Below are 17,810 nucleotides of genomic sequence, written 5' to 3' on the forward strand. Positions count from 1 at the left end.
TCCTCTTGATGATGCGAACAACTGTTGCAAGCCTACTCAAGCCCCCAGACACCGACAGCAACCTTACGGTCTTGTTGGGTCGTATTCCGCGCTGAGCGAACCAATAACGCGCGGTACAGCCGCCGCGATCGCCGAGGCTGTAAGGGGTCCTCCGTCGAAATCCGCCGATGCCAGAGCACCGGCCCGGCCGTGAACGCTCGCAGCAACTGCGGCCAGCGCGGCCCAGCGGTCGGCAGAATCCAGACCCAAGGCGGCATATGCGCCGGCGTCGTGCCGGATGGACTCCGCAGCCTGCGCCAGCAGGGCGCCCAGAACGCCGGCCAGAACATCGCCGCTGCCTGCGGTGGCCATCCAGGCGGTGCCTTCGGATTGGCTGAACACAACGCCCGACGGCGACGACACCAGTGTGGTGGCACCCTTCAGAAGCACGGTTGCACCGGTTTGCCCGGCGGCCTGCCGCACAAAGTGGAGGGGCCGGGATTCGACGTCGTCGCGGGTCACCTTCATTTCCCCTGTGGAAGGAAGCGAGTTCAGCAAGGTAGCCAGCTCACCGGCATGGGGTGTCAGCACCCAGTGTGCGGGGCAGCGTTCCGGCAGAAGACTCAAGGCACCGGCGTCGACGACCACCGGCAAATCGTCAGCGAGGGCCAACGCGCCGGCTTCCTTCGCCCGCTGCAATTGTTCCTCGCCATCAACTCCGGACCCCAGCAACCACGCTTGGACACGGCCGGGATGATCCGTCTCCCACAAGGCTTCCGGCGTTCGGGCGAGCACCAATTGGGCCGCAGATTGAGGCCCGAGGTAACGCACCATGCCCACTCCAGCGAGAGCCGCGGCGTGAACGCTCAGGGCAGCAGCTCCCGGGAAACTCGCCGAACCTGCCACTGCTCCCAGGACGCCCCGCGAGTATTTGTGCGCACGTCGGCCGGGCTTGGGCAGCAGAGCGCCAAGATCCAAGTCGGTGAGACGGCGGAGCTCAGGGTTGGCGTGCTCCAAGGATTTCTCAATCCCGATCGGCACCAGCTCTATGCGGCCGGCACAGCCCTCACCCGGATCCGCCATAAGCCCGGCTTTGATGCCGCCAAATGTCACGGTGATATCCGCGTCCAGGACAGGCCAATGGACTTCCCCGCTGTTGGCGTCCAGTCCGCTGGGGAGGTCGCATGCCACCACCAAACGGGGCCGAAGCTCCTGGAGGGACGCCACCAATTCGGCCGCGGCTTCCCTCAAACCCCCGCGGGCCCCGGTCCCGAGCAGCGCGTCGATGATCACATCATCGCCCGCGCACAGGACTGCAACCTCTTCCGCGTTCGCGGCCTCCAGCCGGACAACACGCCCGCCTGCTGCGACGAAAGCAGCCAAGGCTTCCTGGTGCACTTCAGATGCGGCGAGTACCGCCGTCGTGCGCATGCCGCGACGCGCCAGCAAAGCCGCAGCGAAAAGGCCGTCACCGCCATTGTTGCCTTTACCGGCCAGCACTGTGACACTAGCGCCTGCAAGCATTCGCCTGCTTTTGACCTCGCGAGCCACGGCCTGGGCCAACCCATAAGCTGCCCGTTGCATCAGAACAGCGCCCTCACCGGAATCAAGGAGCGGCTGTTCCGCATCCCTGATCTGTAGTCCGGTGAAGGCGCTGATCATTGCTTTTATGAAGTTCGCTTAGCCCTCGGCGAGGACAGTCGCCGTGGCGATGCCGCCGTCGTGGCTCATGGACAAATGCCAGCGCTTGACGCCCTTGGCCTCAGCCACGGCAAGGACTGTCCCCTTGACTTGAACGGTGGGTCCGTTCTCGTCGAGGCCAATCCAGCAGTCCTGCCAGTTCATGCCCGCTGGAGCGCCCAGCACTTTGGCCACGGCTTCCTTGGCAGCAAAACGTGCGGCCAGCGACCGGGTGTTGAGTTCCCGCTCGGCAGGAACGAACAGGCGGTCCCGGAGTCCCGGTGTCCGTTCCAACTGCCGACCGAACCGCTCGATGTCTACGACGTCAACGCCAATGCCAACAATCATGGCGTTATTCTACGGTCACGCTCTTGGCCAGGTTACGCGGCTGATCGACGTCGTAACCCTTGGCACCAGCGAGCTCAGCAGCAAAGATCTGCAGCGGAACGGTGGTGAGTAGCGGCATCAGCAGGGTGGGAGTCTCCGGTACGTAGAAGACGTGCTCAGCGTAGTCCTTGACCGATTCGTCGCCCTCTTCAGCGATCACCAGGGTACGGGCACCACGTGCACGGACTTCCTGGATGTTGCTGACTACCTTGGAGTGCAGGGAGTCGCGGCCACGCGGGGACGGGACCACAACGAAGACCGGCTGGCCGTCGTCGATCAGGGCGATCGGGCCGTGCTTGAGCTCGCCGGCGGCGAAGCCTTCAGCATGGATGTAGGCGATTTCCTTGAGCTTCAAGGCACCTTCCAAGGCAACCGGGTAACCAACGTGGCGGCCCAGGAACAGGACTGACTTCTCGTCCTTCATGCTGCGGGCGAGCTCGCGCAGGGGCCCTGCGTTGTCCAGGATTTTCTGGATCTTGGCCGGGATCTTGTTGAGGTCCGCGAGGACATCCTTGATCTGGCCGGAGAAGATGTTGCCCCGGAGCTGGGCCAAGTAGAGACCGAGCAAGTACGCCGCTGTGATCTGCGCCAGGAATGCCTTGGTGGATGCAACGGCAATTTCCGGACCTGCGTGCGTGTAGAGCACGGCGTCGGATTCACGCGGGATGGTTGAACCGTTGGTGTTGCAGATGGAGATTGTCTTGGCGCCCTGCTCGCGGGCGTAGCGGACGGCCATCAGCGTGTCCATGGTCTCGCCCGACTGGCTGATGGAGACCACCAGCGTGTTGGAGTCAACGATGGGGTCGCGGTATCGGAACTCGTGTGCGAGCTCCACCTCGGTGGGAATCCGGCACCAGTTTTCGATTGCGTACTTGGCTACGAGACCGGCGTAGGCTGCGGTACCGCAAGCCAGCACGATGATCTTGTCCACCTGCTTGAGGAGCTCCGGATCGATGCGGACTTCGTCAAGCGTGAGCTTTCCGTCGAGGTCCGAGCGGCCCAGGAGGGTCTGTGCCACGGCGTCCGGCTGGTCATGGATTTCTTTCTCCATGAAGGAGTTGAACCCACCCTTTTCAGCGGAGGCCGGGTCCCAGTCAACGTGGTATTCCTTGCCTTCGGCGGGAGCGCCGAAGAAGTCGGTGATCTCCACGGAGTCGGCGGTGATGGTGACGATCTGGTCCTGGCCCAGTTCAACAGCACGGCGTGTGTAGTCGATGAAGCCGGAAACGTCGGAGCCAAGGAAGTTCTCACCCTCGCCCAGACCTACAACCAGCGGCGAGTTGCGGCGGGCTGCCACTACGACGTCCGGCTGGTCGGCGTGCACTGCGAGGAGCGTGAAAGCACCTTCGAGTCGCTGGCATGCCAGGCGCATCGCCTCGGTGAGGTTACCGCCGTCGCCATTGAGCCCGGTACGGAAGATGTCCCCAACCAGTGCCGCGGCAACTTCGGTGTCGGTCTCCGACTCGAAGGTGACACCCTTGGCCAGCAGTTCCTGCTTGAGTTCCGCGAAGTTCTCGATGATGCCGTTGTGAATGAGTGCCAGGCGTCCGCCATCGGAAAGGTGGGGGTGCGCGTTGCGGTCCGTGGGGCCGCCGTGCGTAGCCCAACGGGTATGGCCGATACCGGTCAGGGATTCAGGTACTGGGTTTGCTTCCAGTTCACCGATCAGGTTGCTCAGTTTGCCGGACTTTTTACGGGACGAGATTGTCCCGTCAGCCACCACTGCGACGCCTGCGGAGTCATAGCCGCGGTACTCAAGACGACGCAGCCCTTCCACGACGACGTCAAGGGCGCTGTGACCAGCTGCCTTGCGAGACGAATTGCCAACATAGCCTACGATTCCACACATGGGTACAAGCCTAACGGCTAGCGCAAACAACTGATGTGGGACATCCCAGCTCCTGCTCCAGTTGTTGAGATTCTCCTCACTCCCAATTCACCTCCCGGTCGTCCTGCATTTCCTGTTCCGCCGTGCGGAGGGCAGAATCATGAGCGTGACTTTGCAACGCACCGAAGCTAATGGCGACGGCGCTTCCCCGTTCGTAGAGCTGGACCGTCAAACGTGGTCCAGACTTGCAGCGCAGATGGAGCAGCCCCTCAACGAAGAGGACATCTTCCGCCTCCGCGGCCTCGGCGACCCCCTCGACATGAAGGAAGTGAGGGAGGTTTATCTGCCTCTTTCCCGCCTCCTGCACCTGTATGTCGAGGCATCCCACCAACTCCACGCAGCCACGACTACCTTCCTGGGCGAGCAGACCCAACGGACCCCGTTTGTCATCGGCGTGGCCGGTTCAGTAGCTGTTGGTAAGTCCACCATCGCCCGTGTCCTCCGGGAAATGCTTCGGCGCTGGCCAGGGACTCCCAACGTTGAGCTCATCACCACGGACGGGTTTCTGTACCCACTGGCCGAATTGAAGCGCCGGCACTTGCTCGAACGGAAGGGGTTTCCGGAGTCCTACGATCGCCGTGCGCTGTTGCGTTTTGTGTCAGAAGTCAAAGGCGGCGCCGAAGAAGTACGGGCACCGTGGTACTCCCACGTCACGTACGACATCGTGCCGGGCAAGGAAGTGGTGGTGCGGCGTCCGGATGTCCTGATCGTTGAAGGACTCAACGTCCTGGCACCCGCCCGCCCGCGCATGGACGGAAAACAAGGACTGGCCGTCAGCGACTTCTTCGATTTCTCCATCTACGTGGATGCCAAAACTTCCTACATCGAGGAGTGGTACGTAGACCGTTTCCGGAAATTGCGGACGACGGCCTTCGCTCAACCCGAATCCTATTTCCACCGCTACGCAACGTTGTCTGACGACGACGCCGAATCCACAGCACGCGGCATTTGGAAGCGCATCAACGAGCCAAACCTTGAAGAGAACGTCCTGCCGACCCGCGGACGCGCACAATTGGTCCTTACCAAGGACGCAGACCACTCCATCCGCCGCATGCTGCTGAGGAAGGTTTAGCTTGCAGAACGATGCTCAGCTGCCAAGCCGGCGGGTTTTCGCGAGCCTGCTAACCGCTGGCGCAGGAATGGCCGCCCTCGCCGCCTGCACGCCGAACGGCACCGTTCCCTCCCCTGTGGGCGCGAACGCTACCAGCGAGGTCCCTCCGGCCTCCGGGACGCCCTCCGTGGCTACGCCCAGCGTCGAGCCTACCGAGCCCGTGCCCGTTGCGGCGCCCGTTGAGCCCGCCCCCTCCAGCGATACACCTGCCAGCACCGCTCCTTCGCATTCCGTAGCCCCGCAGCATTCGCTGACGGATCCGGCGAGCCCCTGGGTTGTGGTCAACAAGCACCTCGCCTTGGCTCCTCAGGACTACGTCCCCGCAGATTTGGTTCAGCCGGGCGTACGGCTCGCAGTCAGCGGTGAAGCCGCTTTAGTCAACAGAACGACGGCGGCCGCCGCGGAGAAGATGTTCGGTGCCGCAGCTGCGGAGGGTGTGATCATGACATTGGCCTCCGGTTACCGTTCATATTCCACTCAGGTGACTACCTACAACGGGTACGTAGCCAGTACCGGTCAGGTTGCAGCGGACCGCGCCTCCGCCCGCCCAGGACACTCCGAGCATCAGACCGGCTGGTCCTTCGACATTGGCGACGGTGCGGGAGCCTGCAGCTTTCAACCATGCTTCGCCGAACAACCCGCCGCTGTGTGGGCAAAAGCCAATGCCCACAAGTTCGGCTTTGTTGTCCGCTATCCGTGGATGTTCCACGACACCACCGGTTACTTCTACGAGTCCTGGCACCTGCGGTACATCGGCATAGAGGCAGCCACGGATATGGCCACGCGCGGCATTGCCACCTTGGAAGAGTATTTCGGGCTCGAAGCAGCGCCGGACTACCTCTAGTTCCTTAAACACGAAGGCCCGCACTCCTGCTTCAAGCAGGAGTGCGGGCCAAGAGTGAATTTTCCTAGACTGCCATTTCGCTGGGAGCGCCCAAACGGTCCTTGACCACGGCAGCAAGATTCTTGCAGATACGCTCGGCCGTTTCCATGTCCGCTGCTTCCACCATGACGCGAACCAATGCCTCGGTGCCTGAGGGGCGTAGCAGCACCCGTCCGGTTTCGCCCAGTTCAAGCTCTGCTGCTGCAACGGCTTCGGCCACGCCCTCGTCCGTGGCGGCGCGGGCCTTGTCAACGTCTTTGACGTTGATCATGAGCTGCGGAAGCTTGGTCATGGCTCCGGATAGGTCCTTGAGGGTGCGGCCTGTCAGGGCAACCTGCGCGGCAAGCTGAAGACCCGTCAGAACGCCATCACCCGTGGTCGCGAAGTCCGAAAAGATGACATGGCCGGATTGTTCGCCACCGAGGTTGTACCCGCCATCGCGCATTTCTTCCAGGACATAACGGTCACCAACACCGGTCTCCCGGATGGTGATACCGGCATCGCGAAGGGCGATCTTTAGGCCGAGGTTGCTCATGACCGTTGCCACGAGGATGTTGTCCTTGAGCTTTCCGGCTTCCTTGAGCGCCAGCGCCAGGATCGCCATGATCTGATCGCCGTCCACTTCATTGCCTTCGTGGTCAACGGCCAGGCACCGGTCGGCGTCGCCGTCGTGCGCCACGCCAAGGTCAGCGCCATGCTTGAGCACCGCTTCCTTCAGCGGGCCCAGGTGCGTGGAACCCACGCCGTCGTTGATGTTCAGCCCGTCAGGCTCTGCTCCGATCACCACGACCTCAGCCCCGGCATCCTTGAATACCTGGGGTGAACAGCCGCTCGCTGCGCCGTGGGCGCAGTCCAGGACCACCTTCAGGCCCTCCAAACGCTTGGGGAGTGTGCCCAGCAGGTGCACGATGTACCTGTCCTCAGCATCCGAGAACCGCTGGATGCGTCCGACATCGGCTCCAATCGGGCGCTGCGGCTCCTTGCCGAGCTGCGCCTCTATGGCGTCTTCGACGTGGTCGGGGAGCTTCTGGCCGCCGCGAGCAAAGAACTTGATGCCGTTGTCCGGCGCGGGGTTGTGCGAGGCCGACAACATGACGCCGAAATCGGCGTCGAGGTCTGCCACCAGGTAGGCGGCCGCGGGGGTGGGAAGAACACCGGCGTCATAGACGTCGATACCCGAGCTGGATAGCCCTGCTTCCACGGCGGCGGCGAGGAACTCGCCACTCGCTCTGGGGTCCCTGGCGACGACGGCTCGTGGCCGTTTGCCGTTGGTTGTACGGTCATGGCCGAGTACGACGGCGGCGGCCTGGGCGAGCTGCATAGCCAGCTCGGCTGTGAGCAATCCGTTCGCGAGACCGCGCACGCCATCTGTTCCAAATAATCTAGACATCGGGTCAAGTTTAGACGACGACAGGACAGCCCTGGTTCAAGAGACCGCCGGAGGGTCATATACGGTGTCTTTTTTGACTCCGCGGTCAGGGTTCTGAAGCGACGAGAGCCTTGAGACTACGAAAGCCCGCCCCGCCGAATCGGCGGAACGGGCTTTCGGACCCCCTGACGGGGGAAGCGGATTAACGCTTGGAGTACTGCTGAGCCTTACGTGCCTTCTTGAGACCAGCCTTCTTGCGCTCGATGACGCGGGCGTCACGGCTCAAGTAACCGGCCTTCTTCAGGGTGGCGCGGTTGTTGTCGACGTCGATCTCGTTCAGCGAGCGAGCAACACCGAGGCGCAGCGCGCCGGCCTGGCCGGAGATGCCACCGCCGTGGATACGGGCGATGACGTCGTAGGCGCCTTCGAGATCGAGGATCTTGAAGGGCTCGTTGACATCCTGCTGGTGCAGCTTGTTCGGGAAGTAGTTGTCCAGCGTGCGGCCGTTGATGGTCCACTTGCCGGAACCCGGAACAACGCGAACGCGTGCAACGGCTTCCTTGCGGCGGCCAACAGCTGCACCGGCAACGGTCAGTGCCGGGCGCTCCTTCTTGGGCGCATCTTCACCAGATGTGCTTTCAGAGGTGTAGCTGGTGAGGGTTTCCTCAGCCTCGACGGCTTCGGCGGTCAGTTCTTCGTTCTGAGCCACGGTTCTCCTTGTAATGAAAAGTTGGTTGGTGGCCAGGACTACTGGGCGACCTGGGTGATTTCGAAAGTCTTCGGCTGCTGGGCAGCGTGGGGGTGCTCGGGGCCTGCGTAGACCTTGAGCTTGCCCAGCTGCTGAGCGGCGAGGGAGTTCTTGGGGAGCATGCCCTTGATGGCCTTCTCAACAGCGCGAACCGGGTTGGATTCCAACAGCTCGGCGTAGTTGACGGAGGTCAGGCCGCCCGGGTAACCGGAGTGGCGGTATGCGCGCTTCTGCTCCAGCTTGGCGCCGGTGAGGGCAACCTTTTCAGCGTTGATGATGATGACGAAGTCGCCCATGTCCATGTGGGACGCAAAGGTCGGCTTGTGCTTTCCGCGCAGCAGTGTTGCGGTCTGGCTGGCAAGACGACCAAGGACAACGTCGGTGGCGTCAATGACGTGCCACTGGCGGTTGATATCGCCGGGCTTCGGGGTGTACGTACGCACGGTTTTGCCTCGTTCTTGTTCTGGCGTTCATGTTTTAGGCGGCACGCAATAAGGCGTGCACCTACTATGTATGCGCTACCGGAGCAGAGGTGAGGGCTCTATGTACCAGTTATCCCAGGATCTCGAAATGCCTCAGGAGTTAGCGATCCTGCAACTGGATCCCCCGGAAGGCATGTGTCATCGAGATAGGACACGCACAACGACTCTAAACAATACCGTCTTGAGGGCGTCCGGGTCAAAATGGGGTAACCACCCCCAGGGGTAGCGCACTTCAGAGAGGGCAGTACATGACCGATGGCCTCGTCATCCCGCTCCTTGCTGCGCTCTTAGGCTTATTGCTCAGCCCGGCTACTGAGCTCGTGATCGCACGTACGCTGCCGCGGCTCGGCGGCATCCCTGCCACTAAGGTCAGGATCACGACGGCGGCGCTCACCGCGCTGCTGTTTGGCGTACTAACGTGGCGTTTTGGGTTCTCTCCGGAGTTGCCGGCATTTCTTTTATTGGCATTGCTTGGTGTTCAGCTTTCAAGGATTGATTTCACCCTCCACCTACTGCCCAACGCCCTGATTTTGCTTTTACTCGGGGGCGGATTGGTGCTTCTCCTGGGCTCCGCGGCCCTCACGCCGGGCTGGCCTGAGCTGCTTCGAGCCCTCTCGGGAGGCGCAACCCTCTTCGCAGGCTACTTAATTCTGGGACTTATTTCGCCGGGAAGCCTCGGAATGGGTGACGTGAAGCTCGCCGCACCCCTCGGACTGTACTTGGGGTACTTGGGTTGGGAGCAAGTACTCTTCGGGGGACTACTGGGCTTTGTGGTGGGCGGGGTGCTCACGGTGCTGATGTTGCGCTTGCGACGCGCAGGAAAACTACGAGAAACGGCACACGGCCCAGCAATGTTCACCGCCGCCCTGGGCGTCATTCTGGTACTCCAGTAGCCCTCTTCATTCGGCTCTTCCAAGACCGCCGTTTGACGCGGTTTTCCTAAGGCTGCTGTCAAAACCAAGTAGCGTCCTTCCTTCCGAGCGCCCAAAATCAAGTACTCCCCTCGCCCCGCTCGGGTGTCCGCGATCTTGCCCATCAGGAATTCGAGTACAACTACGCATTGTTCATCTGACCGCCCAGGGTGAATTCTTATCTCATCGAATTCCGAGCCGCTAAAGGAAACATGGGGGTAGTTCGGGAAACGTACAAATGCAAATTCCGATAATTTGCTGGACCTATAACCCAATTCGCAAATATTTTTCTGGGAAGGATTTTCCAATGTCTGCTTTTATGTTCACCATCACTTCGTACATCGCCGGCGTCAAGGACCGCTTCACCAAGGAGGAGAAGGGCGCCACGATGGTTGAATACGGCATCATGGTCGCCTCCATCGCACTCATCGTAGGCGCTGCAGCCCTCGCACTCGGCGGGCGGGTGTCGGCACTCTTCGGCACCATCATCCCCTAGCGCTGGCCCTCTGATGCGGTTGGTCGCGGTTGTCGTCCGGCAACCACGACCAACCCGTCTCGTTAAGATCACACTCTTTTGAATCTGGGACCGGGAGACGGAAGTGAAATCCAAAACGAATGAGCGTGGAGCCGCAGCCGTTGAGTTGGCCATAATATTGCCGCTCTTGCTGCTAATCCTGTTTGGAATTATGGAGTTTGGGCGTGCCTACAATGTCCAGGTTTCCCTCACCCAGGCTGCCCGCGAAGGAGCACGCCACGCAGCAGTGCATTACCAGGATGGAAGCCTCGACGTCTCAAGCGCAGCCTTGGCTGGCGCGCCGGCACTGGACGGCCTGGGCGTCACCGTCGCAGACAATGCTTCCAGCTGTGCACCCGGATCCAATGTCGAAGTGACTACCAGTGTTTCCTTGCCGTCAATGACTGGATTTCTGGATGCCGGTTTCTTCGGCGGATCCGGCATCTTCCCCCTTAACCTGACAGGAGTCGGGGTGATGAGATGCGGCGGCTAATGAACGTCTGGCATTCTGTCCGGGCCAAGGGTGACGCCAGATCAGACCACGAACGCGGCGCATCGACAGTCATCGTTGCAGGTCTCATGGTGGTCCTCCTCGGATTTGCCGCTTTGGCGGTGGATGTGGGAGCTATCTACGCAGAGAAGGCTCAACTGCAGAACGGCGCAGATGCAGCAGCCCTGGCAATCGCAACCGACTGTGCCGGCGGCAGCTGTGGAAGCAGCACCTCTACGGGAAACCAATTCGCCAATGACAACGCCAACGACAACACCAGCGGCGCTGTCGTTACATTTCCTGCCGCCACCACAGTGCGGGTGGTAACCAATGCCAGGGACACTTCGGGGCAAAACAGCCTTTCACTCTTCTTCGCACAGTCCATAGGCTTCGACACCGCGAGTGTTGCTGCCACAGCTGAAGCTTCCTGGGGAGCTCCTTCCTCGGCCACTACTCTGCCTTGGACCGTGAGCGAGTGCGTTTTCAAGAAGTCCCTCTCCCCCGCCCAACTCGCCTCCCTGAATTCAACAGGGAACTTCACTGGCGACCCTATTCCGACTCATCTCCTCCTGCGCTACGACGAGAACGCGCCCACAGTCCCTGGGTGTGCCGCACAGAACGGCTACCAACCCGGCGGCTTTGGTTGGCTCGTCACCAATTCCGGTTGCTCCACCAACATCGATCTGGACGCGACTGTCGATGGACAAACCGGTAATCACTTCCCGAACGCGGCTGCATGCAATGCCGCATTGGCCACAATCATGGACGAACCTGCGCTCATCCCGCTATTCAGCGCCGCGACAGGCAACGGTTCCAATGCGGAGTACACACTTGTCGGTTTCGCAGCATTCCAGGTCACCGGATACAAGTTCAGCGGCTCTGGGGCCGTGCTCGATCCTCTGGCTCCTGGCTGCACGGGAAATTGCCGTGGAATCCAAGGATTTTTCTCACGCTTTGTGTCCCTCGAAGAGGGCATGCAAGTTACCGGAGGTATTCCCAATTATGGGGCTTCGGTGGTCCTGCTCACCGAGTAGTCACTCAAAGAGTGTCTGCTCACGAACTCACGAAACTCAAAGGAGTAGAAAGTGAAAACACGCCTACTGGGAGGCATTGCAGCACTGCTTTTAGCAGTCATCGGCACCGTTTTGTTGGTTACCTATGTACAGGGAGCCGACAAGCGGGCGCAGCAAGGGCTTGATCCCGTAAATGTCCTTGTGGTCAAGGAACGTATTCCCGCCGGCTCCAAGGCTGAAGAAATTCAATCGAAGCTCAGCGTCGAAACCCTGCCGCAGTCGGCAGTCGCGCCAGGCACCATCAACGCGTTGAATGACCAAAAGGGCAAAGTCACCTCTGCGGACCTCCAGCCGGGCGAACAGTTGCTGGGAGTTAAGTTGGTCAGCCCCAAAGAGCTGGCCCCGGGCACTGTTCCTGTGCCGGACGGCCTGCAAGAAGCGACGTTTGTTCTTACCCCTGAGCGCATGCTGGGTGGCCGGATCGAGGCTGGAGACACCGTAACGGTCTTTGCCTCCTTCAAGCTGGACGAAGCTGTCCCAGCAGGAGCCAATCTGCCAGCGACTTTGACCGGCTGGAAAGACTTCACGGAACTCTTGTATCACGACGTCCTGGTTACCGCCGTCCAGCAAGCCGCCCCTGACGCAGAAAAGTCGGCCGGAGCTGAAAAGGGCGTCGCTCTCCCCAACGGGTCAGCCTACGTCACGGTAGCCCTGAGCGACGCGAACGCCACCGAGATGGTCTTCGGCGCTGAGTTCGGCACACTGTGGCTGTCAAAGCAGACCGATAAGACCGTCAAGTCCGATCCTCCAACAACTACTTTCGGAGGGCTGGTCCAATGAGTCGCTTCATAGCCATCACCGCAGTTCGTGATTTTGAAGGGCGCATACGCCAGGCCATCACCGGGGCCCTGCATGGGGATCTTCAAACACTGCCACCGGCTGTGCTGCAAGCTGGCACAGATGATATTTTCAAGCAGCTGACCGGAGCTCCGCCCGAGGTCATAATCCTCGGCCCGGGGGTTCATCCTGACGATGCCTTCAAGTTGGCCACGGTCATTGATCTTCAGTACCCGGAAATAAGCCTGCTGATGGTGGCGGAGCCCAGCACGGACATCGTCTTGAAGGCCATGCACGCAGGAATCAGGGACGTGGTTGCTCCCGAAGCCGATATCAACGAACTCCGCGTACTGCTCGAGCGTGCATGCTTGGCTTCCGCCAGCAGGCGGCGCGGAATGCAGGCCACTGAGTCCGGCCAAGAGCGTGGGCGGGTCATTGCCGTCATGTCTCCGAAAGGGGGTGTCGGTAAGACAACCGTAGCTACCAACCTTGCTATCGGCCTGGCGACGCTTGCACCCATGAGTGTGGTCATTGTCGACCTCGATCTGCAGTTCGGGGATGTCGCTTCGGGTCTGATGCTTGAGCCGGAACACTCCATCACGGAGGCGGTCCACGGATCAGCGGCCCAGGACTCAATGGTTCTTAAGGCATTCCTGACGGTCCACCCGGCTGGCATCTATGCCCTCTGCGCCCCACAAAAGCCCTCCGATTCGGACTACATCACTGCCGATCACGTAACTCGGCTCCTTAACCAGCTGGCGACGGAATTCAAGTACGTAGTAGTGGACACTGCACCGGGTCTTGGCGAACACTGCCTGGCGACTTTGGAGCTGGCCACAGACGGCGTCTGGGTCTGCGGTATGGATGTGCCCAGCATCAGGGGACTCCGGAAGTGCTTCAGCGTGCTGAAGGAACTCCAGCTTTTGCCACAAGGCCGGCATACCGTCTTGAACTTTGCGGACAGGAAGAGCGGACTTTCCGTCCAGGACGTGGAGGCCACCATCGGGGTACCCATAGACACGGTAATTCCCCGTTCACGGACGCTCCCCTACTCTACGAATCGGGGGATTCCTGTCTTGCAAGGTACCGCCCGGGATTCCGCCATTAAGGGCCTTCGAAAGCTTGTTCAGCGTTTCGATCCGCGGTTGGAATCGACCCCGCAGAACAAGCTGCACCGGAGGGTGGTGGTGTCATGAAGCTGTCAGAGAGGCTCTCAAAGAACAACCCGCTGGCTGTTGCTGGTTCAGCGGATTCACATTCTGAGAATACGGCAACTAACGGCGACTGGAATAACGCACCTTCAAGTGCAACTCCGCTTTTTGGCGGAGTGCCCGTCACTCCCGCTGTGGACGCACTGGCCGGCCTAAAACAACGTGCTGCTTCAGCCCTGTTTGAGCGCATCGGAAACCGCATTGGCGACCCGTCGTCATCTGAAGAGGACCTGCGGTCTTTTGCCGTCGATGAACTATCGGCCGTTATTGACGATGAGCAGGTACCGCTGACCCCAGAGGAACGCCGACGGCTCATCCGGGAGATCGCGGATGAAGTCATGGGCTTCGGACCGCTGCAGCGTTTGTTGGAAGACCCGTCAATCACCGAGGTTATGGTCAACCGGTACGACCAGATCTACGTGGAGCGTCATGGACACTTGACTTTGACTGAGCTGACGTTCAGCTCTGACGACCATTTGAGAAAGGTCATCGAACGGATCGTTTCCAAGGTCGGACGCCGCATTGACGAGTCTTCGCCACTTGTTGATGCCCGTCTGGAAGACGGATCCCGCGTCAACGCGATCATCCCTCCACTGGCGGTCAACGGCCCATCACTCACCATCAGGAAATTCAGCCACGTTCCCCTGACGGTCAAGAACCTCATTGAGTGGGGCTCCATGAGCCAAGAGATGGCTGAATTGTTGAGCGCGTGCGTCCGGGCCCGGCTGAATGTGATCATCTCAGGCGGTACGGGCACTGGAAAGACGACACTGCTCAACGTCTTATCTTCCTTCATCCCGGAGTCTGACCGAATCATCACGATTGAAGACGCTGTGGAGTTGCAACTCCAACAGCGCCACGTCGTTAGGTTGGAAAGCCGTCCTCCAAATATTGAGGGAAGGGGTGCGATCTCTATCCGCGACCTGGTGCGAAACTCGCTCCGCATGCGGCCTGATCGGATCATCGTAGGCGAGGTCCGCGGTGGTGAATCTTTGGACATGCTCCAGGCCATGAATACCGGCCACGATGGCTCTCTGTCTACGGTTCACGCCAACTCTCCCAGGGACGCGATTGCCAGATTGGAAACCTTGGTATTGATGGCCGGAATGGATCTCCCGCTTCGCGCCATCCGGGAACAGGTTTCTTCAGCTGTTGATCTCATTGTCCAAGTAACCCGCTTGCGCGATGGTAGCCGGCGTGTCACGCATGTGACGGAAGTGCAGGGCATGGAGGGCGATGTCGTGACATTGCAGGATTCCTTCCTGTTCGATTACTCCGCGGGCTTGGACGCTCAAGGCCGGTTCATGGGCAAGGCAGTACCAACCGGGATCCGGCCTCGTTTCCTCGACCGGTTTGCAGAGCTTGGCATCCAGGTATCGCCGGCGACCTTTGGGGCGGTTCCGCAAACGATCGGTAGGCGGTAGCTATGGACTCTCCAGCCCCCTTCGTCATTGCCATCGGATTCTGCATGGCGGCCATCATCATAATGTTTGTCTTTGTCCTGAAACCACGAAACGGCAACATCCCCATCGAGCGCCGCCGGCTGGAAACGCCGCACGACAATTCAGCTGTGGGTCGGGTCTCCGGAACAGCCGTGCAGTTCATGGATACTGCGCTCGGTCGCTCGGGAGGTCCCTTCAACAGGGAGGTCCTCTACCTGGCCGGGATGAAACAGGCCCCCGCAGACTTCACAGTCCTGGTCATCGCCAGCGCCGTAGTCGCGGCGGTCCTCGGAACGCTCCTCATCAGCCTCTTCATGGGGATACTTTTGGCAGTCGCGGCACCTTTCATAGCGAAAGTGGTGTTGGTGATGAGGACTCAGAAACGACGCGCCAAATTCGAGCTGCAGCTCACGGACACCATCCAGATGTTGATTGGCGGGTTACGTGTCGGACACAGCATCATGAGGTCCTTGGAAGCGGCAGCCAAGGAGGCACAGGCGCCGACATCGGAAGAGCTGAGCCGCATCGTCAACGAGGTAAGGATCGGCAAAGACGCACGGCAAGCCATCGAAGACTGCGCAACACGCATGGATAGCGAAGACTTCAGTTGGATTGGGCAGGCCATCCAGATCAACCGCGAGGTGGGCGGCGACCTGGCCGAGGTCTTGGAGCAGGTTGCCGGGACTATCCGGGAGCGCAGCGAAATCAAAGGGCATGTTCGTGCCCTTAGCGCTGAAGGCAAGATGTCAGCGGTGGTCCTGATGATTCTTCCCGTTGCGGTAGGGGTCTTCATGTCAGCGCTGAACCCCGGCTACATGAGACTCTTTGCTGAACACCCAGTAGGCATTGCCTTGGTAGTGATCAGTGCGCTCCTGTTCGTCGTCGGCGGCTTCTGGATGAGCCGCACAGTAAAGATCAAGTTCTAGGAGGACCGAAATGACTCCCATGGTGTGGCTCATCATCGCCCTCATCGTGCTGCCCCTCGCGTACTTCGCTTGGTCCTTAATCAGCATCGACCGAAAAGGCATCGTTGCCATCCAAAGCAACCTCGGTTCAGGCTTTGCCCAAGGCACCGGCGTGAACGTACAACGCCCACCGCTCCTACTGGGCGTTGCCCGGAAGCTGACGCCAGGTAGCTATGAAGCCAAATTGGATCATTGGCTCGCCCTGGCCGGGCGCCCTATCTCGATGCCGTTGACTAAGCTTGTCGCCCTAAAGCCGGCCCTGGCGCTGGCAGGAGCGCTGGGTGGAGTGTTCTTGTTTCTTCTCAGGCCCGGACCGGGAATGGTAGGACTGGGCCTTTTCCTGACAGTGTTTCTGTATTTCATCCCCGACCTCCTGATCTACAACACGGGGATCAAGCGGCAAGAAGCTATCAAGCTCGAATTTCCGAACACTCTTGATCAAATGCTGATTTCGGTCGAGGCGGGCCTTGGTTTCGAGTCGGCCATGGAACGGGCGGCGTTGCAAGGGTCAGGCCCGCTTCCCCAGGAACTGATGCGGACACTGCAGGACATCCAAGTGGGACGTCCAAGACAGGAGTCCTATGAGGCCTTGGCTGAACGGTGCGCCGTCCCTGACATTCGTAGCTTTGTCCTTGCGGTCATCCAAGCGGATAAATACGGCATCGGTATAGCCAATGTGCTCCGTGCCCAAGCCAAGCAAGCCCGTGTCAAGCGCAAGCAAAGCGCGGAAGAGCGGGCGATGAAGTTGCCGGTTAAAGTACTCTTTCCCCTCTTGTTCTGCATCTTCCCGGTGCTGTTCATAGTCCTTCTGGGTCCGGCGGTCATCAAGATCATGCAGGCCTTCGGCTGATCTTGGCCCTCGGGAAATAGACCGGCCGTTCGCGGATCCCAGACCACGGACGGCCACAGCGGCCCTCTTCCGGTACCCAGAACCGGGAGGGGGTCCTCCCACGTCGGGGGGTCCTCCCACGTCCGGCCAAGGTCCATCATCAGAACCTGAGCTGGCTACTCGCGCCGCGCCCGAGTCAGCTCGGCACGAGCCAGCAACTCGCTGTTGGACGGGTAGGCAACTTCTTCGAGCACCAACGGATGTGGCGCCGCGAGCACAGACTTGGCATCGCGCCTTCGTTCCAGGAGCCGCGAGTACAGCCAGGCCGGAGTTTCCAGGCCCTCCCCCACGCGCAAGGCAGAACCTACCAAGGACCGCACCATGTTGTGGCAGAACGCATCGGCCTGAACGGTGGCAACAATAACGTCGTCGCTTCCACGAGCAAACGAGAACTGCTGCAGCTCGCGGATGGTCGTGGCTCCCTCGCGGGGTTTGCAGTAAGAACGGAAATCCTGGAGCCCCAGCAACGAATGAGCCCCTTCGTTCATGAGCTCCACCTTCAAAGGCGCCTTATGCCACAAGGTAATCCCCCGCAGAACCGGGTCCCAGCGTTCAGGACCGTCAGCAATTCGATAACTGTACCTCCGCCACAACGCAGAAAAACGGGCGTCGAACCCTTCCGGCGCCAGACCGGCGTCGTGCACTTCAATAGCACCGGTCAGGTCGCCGAGAATCCGACTCAAAGCGCCGCGGAGCCGCCGCAGGAGCGCGACGCCGGGATCGAGTTCGTGCCCACGCGGCAGTGACAGCCACTCGGCTTCGGTCAGGTCAAGATGAACTACCTGGCCCCGGGCGTGGACGCCGGCGTCGGTCCGGCCGGCAACCGTCACGCGGATCGGCCGTTGCAGCAGGAGCGCCAAGGCTTCTTCCAAAGCACCCTGAACCGTCCGAAGCCCGGGCTGCAGGGCCCACCCATTGAAGGGGCCGCCGTCGTAGGAAAGATCAAGCCGGACACGCAAAAACCCGCCGCCCCCCAAAACGGGGGCAGCGGGTTTTCGTTCGTTCATAGAC

The 17,810-nt window shown here is 60.5% G+C and carries 18 protein-coding genes; 11 read left to right on the top strand and 7 right to left on the bottom strand.

The window, feature by feature from the left end; all coding sequences use genetic code 11:
* Window positions 1-63: 63 nt before the first annotated feature.
* From ACIQTW_RS04675 to glmS, 3 genes are read right to left on the bottom strand one after another with little or no spacing between them, the layout of a single operon-like run.
* The gene (locus ACIQTW_RS04675) at window positions 64-1,641 is read right to left on the bottom strand and encodes an NAD(P)H-hydrate epimerase (RefSeq protein WP_402934239.1); all 1,578 of its coding nucleotides are present in this window, start codon (window positions 1,639-1,641) and stop codon (window positions 64-66) included.
* A gap of 18 nt (window positions 1,642-1,659) precedes the next feature.
* Window positions 1,660-2,007, bottom strand: a complete 348-nt coding sequence (locus ACIQTW_RS04680; protein ID WP_011775548.1) for a holo-ACP synthase — start codon at window positions 2,005-2,007, stop codon at window positions 1,660-1,662.
* A 4-nt stretch (window positions 2,008-2,011) separates the two neighbouring features.
* Window positions 2,012-3,895, bottom strand: a complete 1,884-nt coding sequence (glmS, locus tag ACIQTW_RS04685; protein WP_402934242.1) for a glutamine--fructose-6-phosphate transaminase (isomerizing) — start codon at window positions 3,893-3,895, stop codon at window positions 2,012-2,014.
* A gap of 139 nt (window positions 3,896-4,034) precedes the next feature.
* Here glmS and coaA point away from each other — a divergent pair, with 139 nt between their 5' ends.
* Together coaA and ACIQTW_RS04695 are read left to right on the top strand one after the other, a co-directional pair.
* Window positions 4,035-5,006 (top strand): type I pantothenate kinase, encoded by a 972-nt coding sequence (gene coaA / locus ACIQTW_RS04690; protein ID WP_402934245.1) that lies wholly within the window; start codon window positions 4,035-4,037, stop codon window positions 5,004-5,006.
* 67 nt (window positions 5,007-5,073) lie between these two features.
* Window positions 5,074-5,889, top strand: coding sequence for a D-alanyl-D-alanine carboxypeptidase family protein (locus ACIQTW_RS04695; RefSeq protein WP_402936234.1), 816 nt, complete (start codon window positions 5,074-5,076; stop codon window positions 5,887-5,889).
* Between the two features lie 64 nt (window positions 5,890-5,953).
* Here ACIQTW_RS04695 and glmM read toward each other — a convergent pair whose 3' ends face one another.
* The 3 genes from glmM to rplM form a co-directional block, all read right to left on the bottom strand.
* Entirely contained in the window at window positions 5,954-7,318 is a 1,365-nt protein-coding gene (glmM, locus tag ACIQTW_RS04700) for a phosphoglucosamine mutase (protein ID WP_402934247.1), read from the bottom strand.
* Between the two features lie 181 nt (window positions 7,319-7,499).
* Window positions 7,500-8,006 carry a 30S ribosomal protein S9 gene (rpsI, locus tag ACIQTW_RS04705; protein ID WP_017200290.1) on the bottom strand — a complete coding sequence of 169 codons (507 nt, stop codon included), beginning with the start codon at window positions 8,004-8,006 and terminating at the stop codon, window positions 7,500-7,502.
* 38 nt (window positions 8,007-8,044) lie between these two features.
* Window positions 8,045-8,488, bottom strand: coding sequence for a 50S ribosomal protein L13 (rplM, locus tag ACIQTW_RS04710; protein WP_011775554.1), 444 nt, complete (start codon window positions 8,486-8,488; stop codon window positions 8,045-8,047).
* A gap of 287 nt (window positions 8,489-8,775) precedes the next feature.
* On the opposite strand from rplM, the gene ACIQTW_RS04715 reads away from it, so the two are divergent.
* From ACIQTW_RS04715 to ACIQTW_RS04755, 9 genes are all read left to right on the top strand, one after another.
* Window positions 8,776-9,420, top strand: coding sequence for a prepilin peptidase (locus ACIQTW_RS04715; RefSeq protein WP_402934249.1), 645 nt, complete (start codon window positions 8,776-8,778; stop codon window positions 9,418-9,420).
* Between the two features lie 325 nt (window positions 9,421-9,745).
* Window positions 9,746-9,934: a Flp family type IVb pilin gene (locus ACIQTW_RS04720; protein ID WP_402934250.1), complete on the top strand. Its 189-nt coding sequence runs from the start codon at window positions 9,746-9,748 to the stop codon at window positions 9,932-9,934.
* Window positions 9,935-10,037: 103 nt separating this feature from the next.
* Window positions 10,038-10,445, top strand: coding sequence for a TadE/TadG family type IV pilus assembly protein (locus ACIQTW_RS04725; protein WP_402934253.1), 408 nt, complete (start codon window positions 10,038-10,040; stop codon window positions 10,443-10,445).
* Complete coding sequence (locus tag ACIQTW_RS04730) at window positions 10,445-11,476, top strand: pilus assembly protein TadG-related protein (protein WP_402934256.1); 1,032 nt, start codon at window positions 10,445-10,447, stop codon at window positions 11,474-11,476. The genes ACIQTW_RS04725 and ACIQTW_RS04730 overlap by 1 nt, the downstream gene beginning before the upstream one ends.
* Before the next feature lie 51 nt (window positions 11,477-11,527).
* Window positions 11,528-12,295 carry a Flp pilus assembly protein CpaB gene (locus ACIQTW_RS04735; protein ID WP_402934258.1) on the top strand — a complete coding sequence of 256 codons (768 nt, stop codon included), beginning with the start codon at window positions 11,528-11,530 and terminating at the stop codon, window positions 12,293-12,295.
* Entirely contained in the window at window positions 12,292-13,488 is a 1,197-nt protein-coding gene (locus ACIQTW_RS04740; RefSeq protein ID WP_402934260.1) for a CpaE family protein, read from the top strand. The genes ACIQTW_RS04735 and ACIQTW_RS04740 overlap by 4 nt, the downstream gene beginning before the upstream one ends.
* The gene (locus ACIQTW_RS04745; RefSeq protein WP_402934262.1) at window positions 13,485-14,927 is read left to right on the top strand and encodes a CpaF family protein; all 1,443 of its coding nucleotides are present in this window, start codon (window positions 13,485-13,487) and stop codon (window positions 14,925-14,927) included. The genes ACIQTW_RS04740 and ACIQTW_RS04745 overlap by 4 nt, the downstream gene beginning before the upstream one ends.
* 2 nt (window positions 14,928-14,929) lie before the next feature.
* On the top strand, window positions 14,930-15,871 hold the full coding sequence (locus ACIQTW_RS04750; protein WP_402934265.1) for a type II secretion system F family protein: 942 nt from the start codon (window positions 14,930-14,932) through the stop codon (window positions 15,869-15,871).
* 10 nt (window positions 15,872-15,881) lie between these two features.
* Window positions 15,882-16,760 (top strand): type II secretion system F family protein, encoded by an 879-nt coding sequence (locus ACIQTW_RS04755; RefSeq protein WP_402934267.1) that lies wholly within the window; start codon window positions 15,882-15,884, stop codon window positions 16,758-16,760.
* A gap of 155 nt (window positions 16,761-16,915) precedes the next feature.
* On the opposite strand, the gene truA is transcribed toward ACIQTW_RS04755, so the two are convergent.
* Window positions 16,916-17,806 (bottom strand): tRNA pseudouridine(38-40) synthase TruA, encoded by an 891-nt coding sequence (gene truA / locus ACIQTW_RS04760; RefSeq protein ID WP_402934269.1) that lies wholly within the window; start codon window positions 17,804-17,806, stop codon window positions 16,916-16,918.
* Window positions 17,807-17,810 lie beyond the last annotated feature (4 nt).

The organism is Paenarthrobacter sp. NPDC090517 (genome assembly GCF_044769165.1).
Lineage (GTDB): Bacteria > Actinomycetota > Actinomycetes > Actinomycetales > Micrococcaceae > Arthrobacter.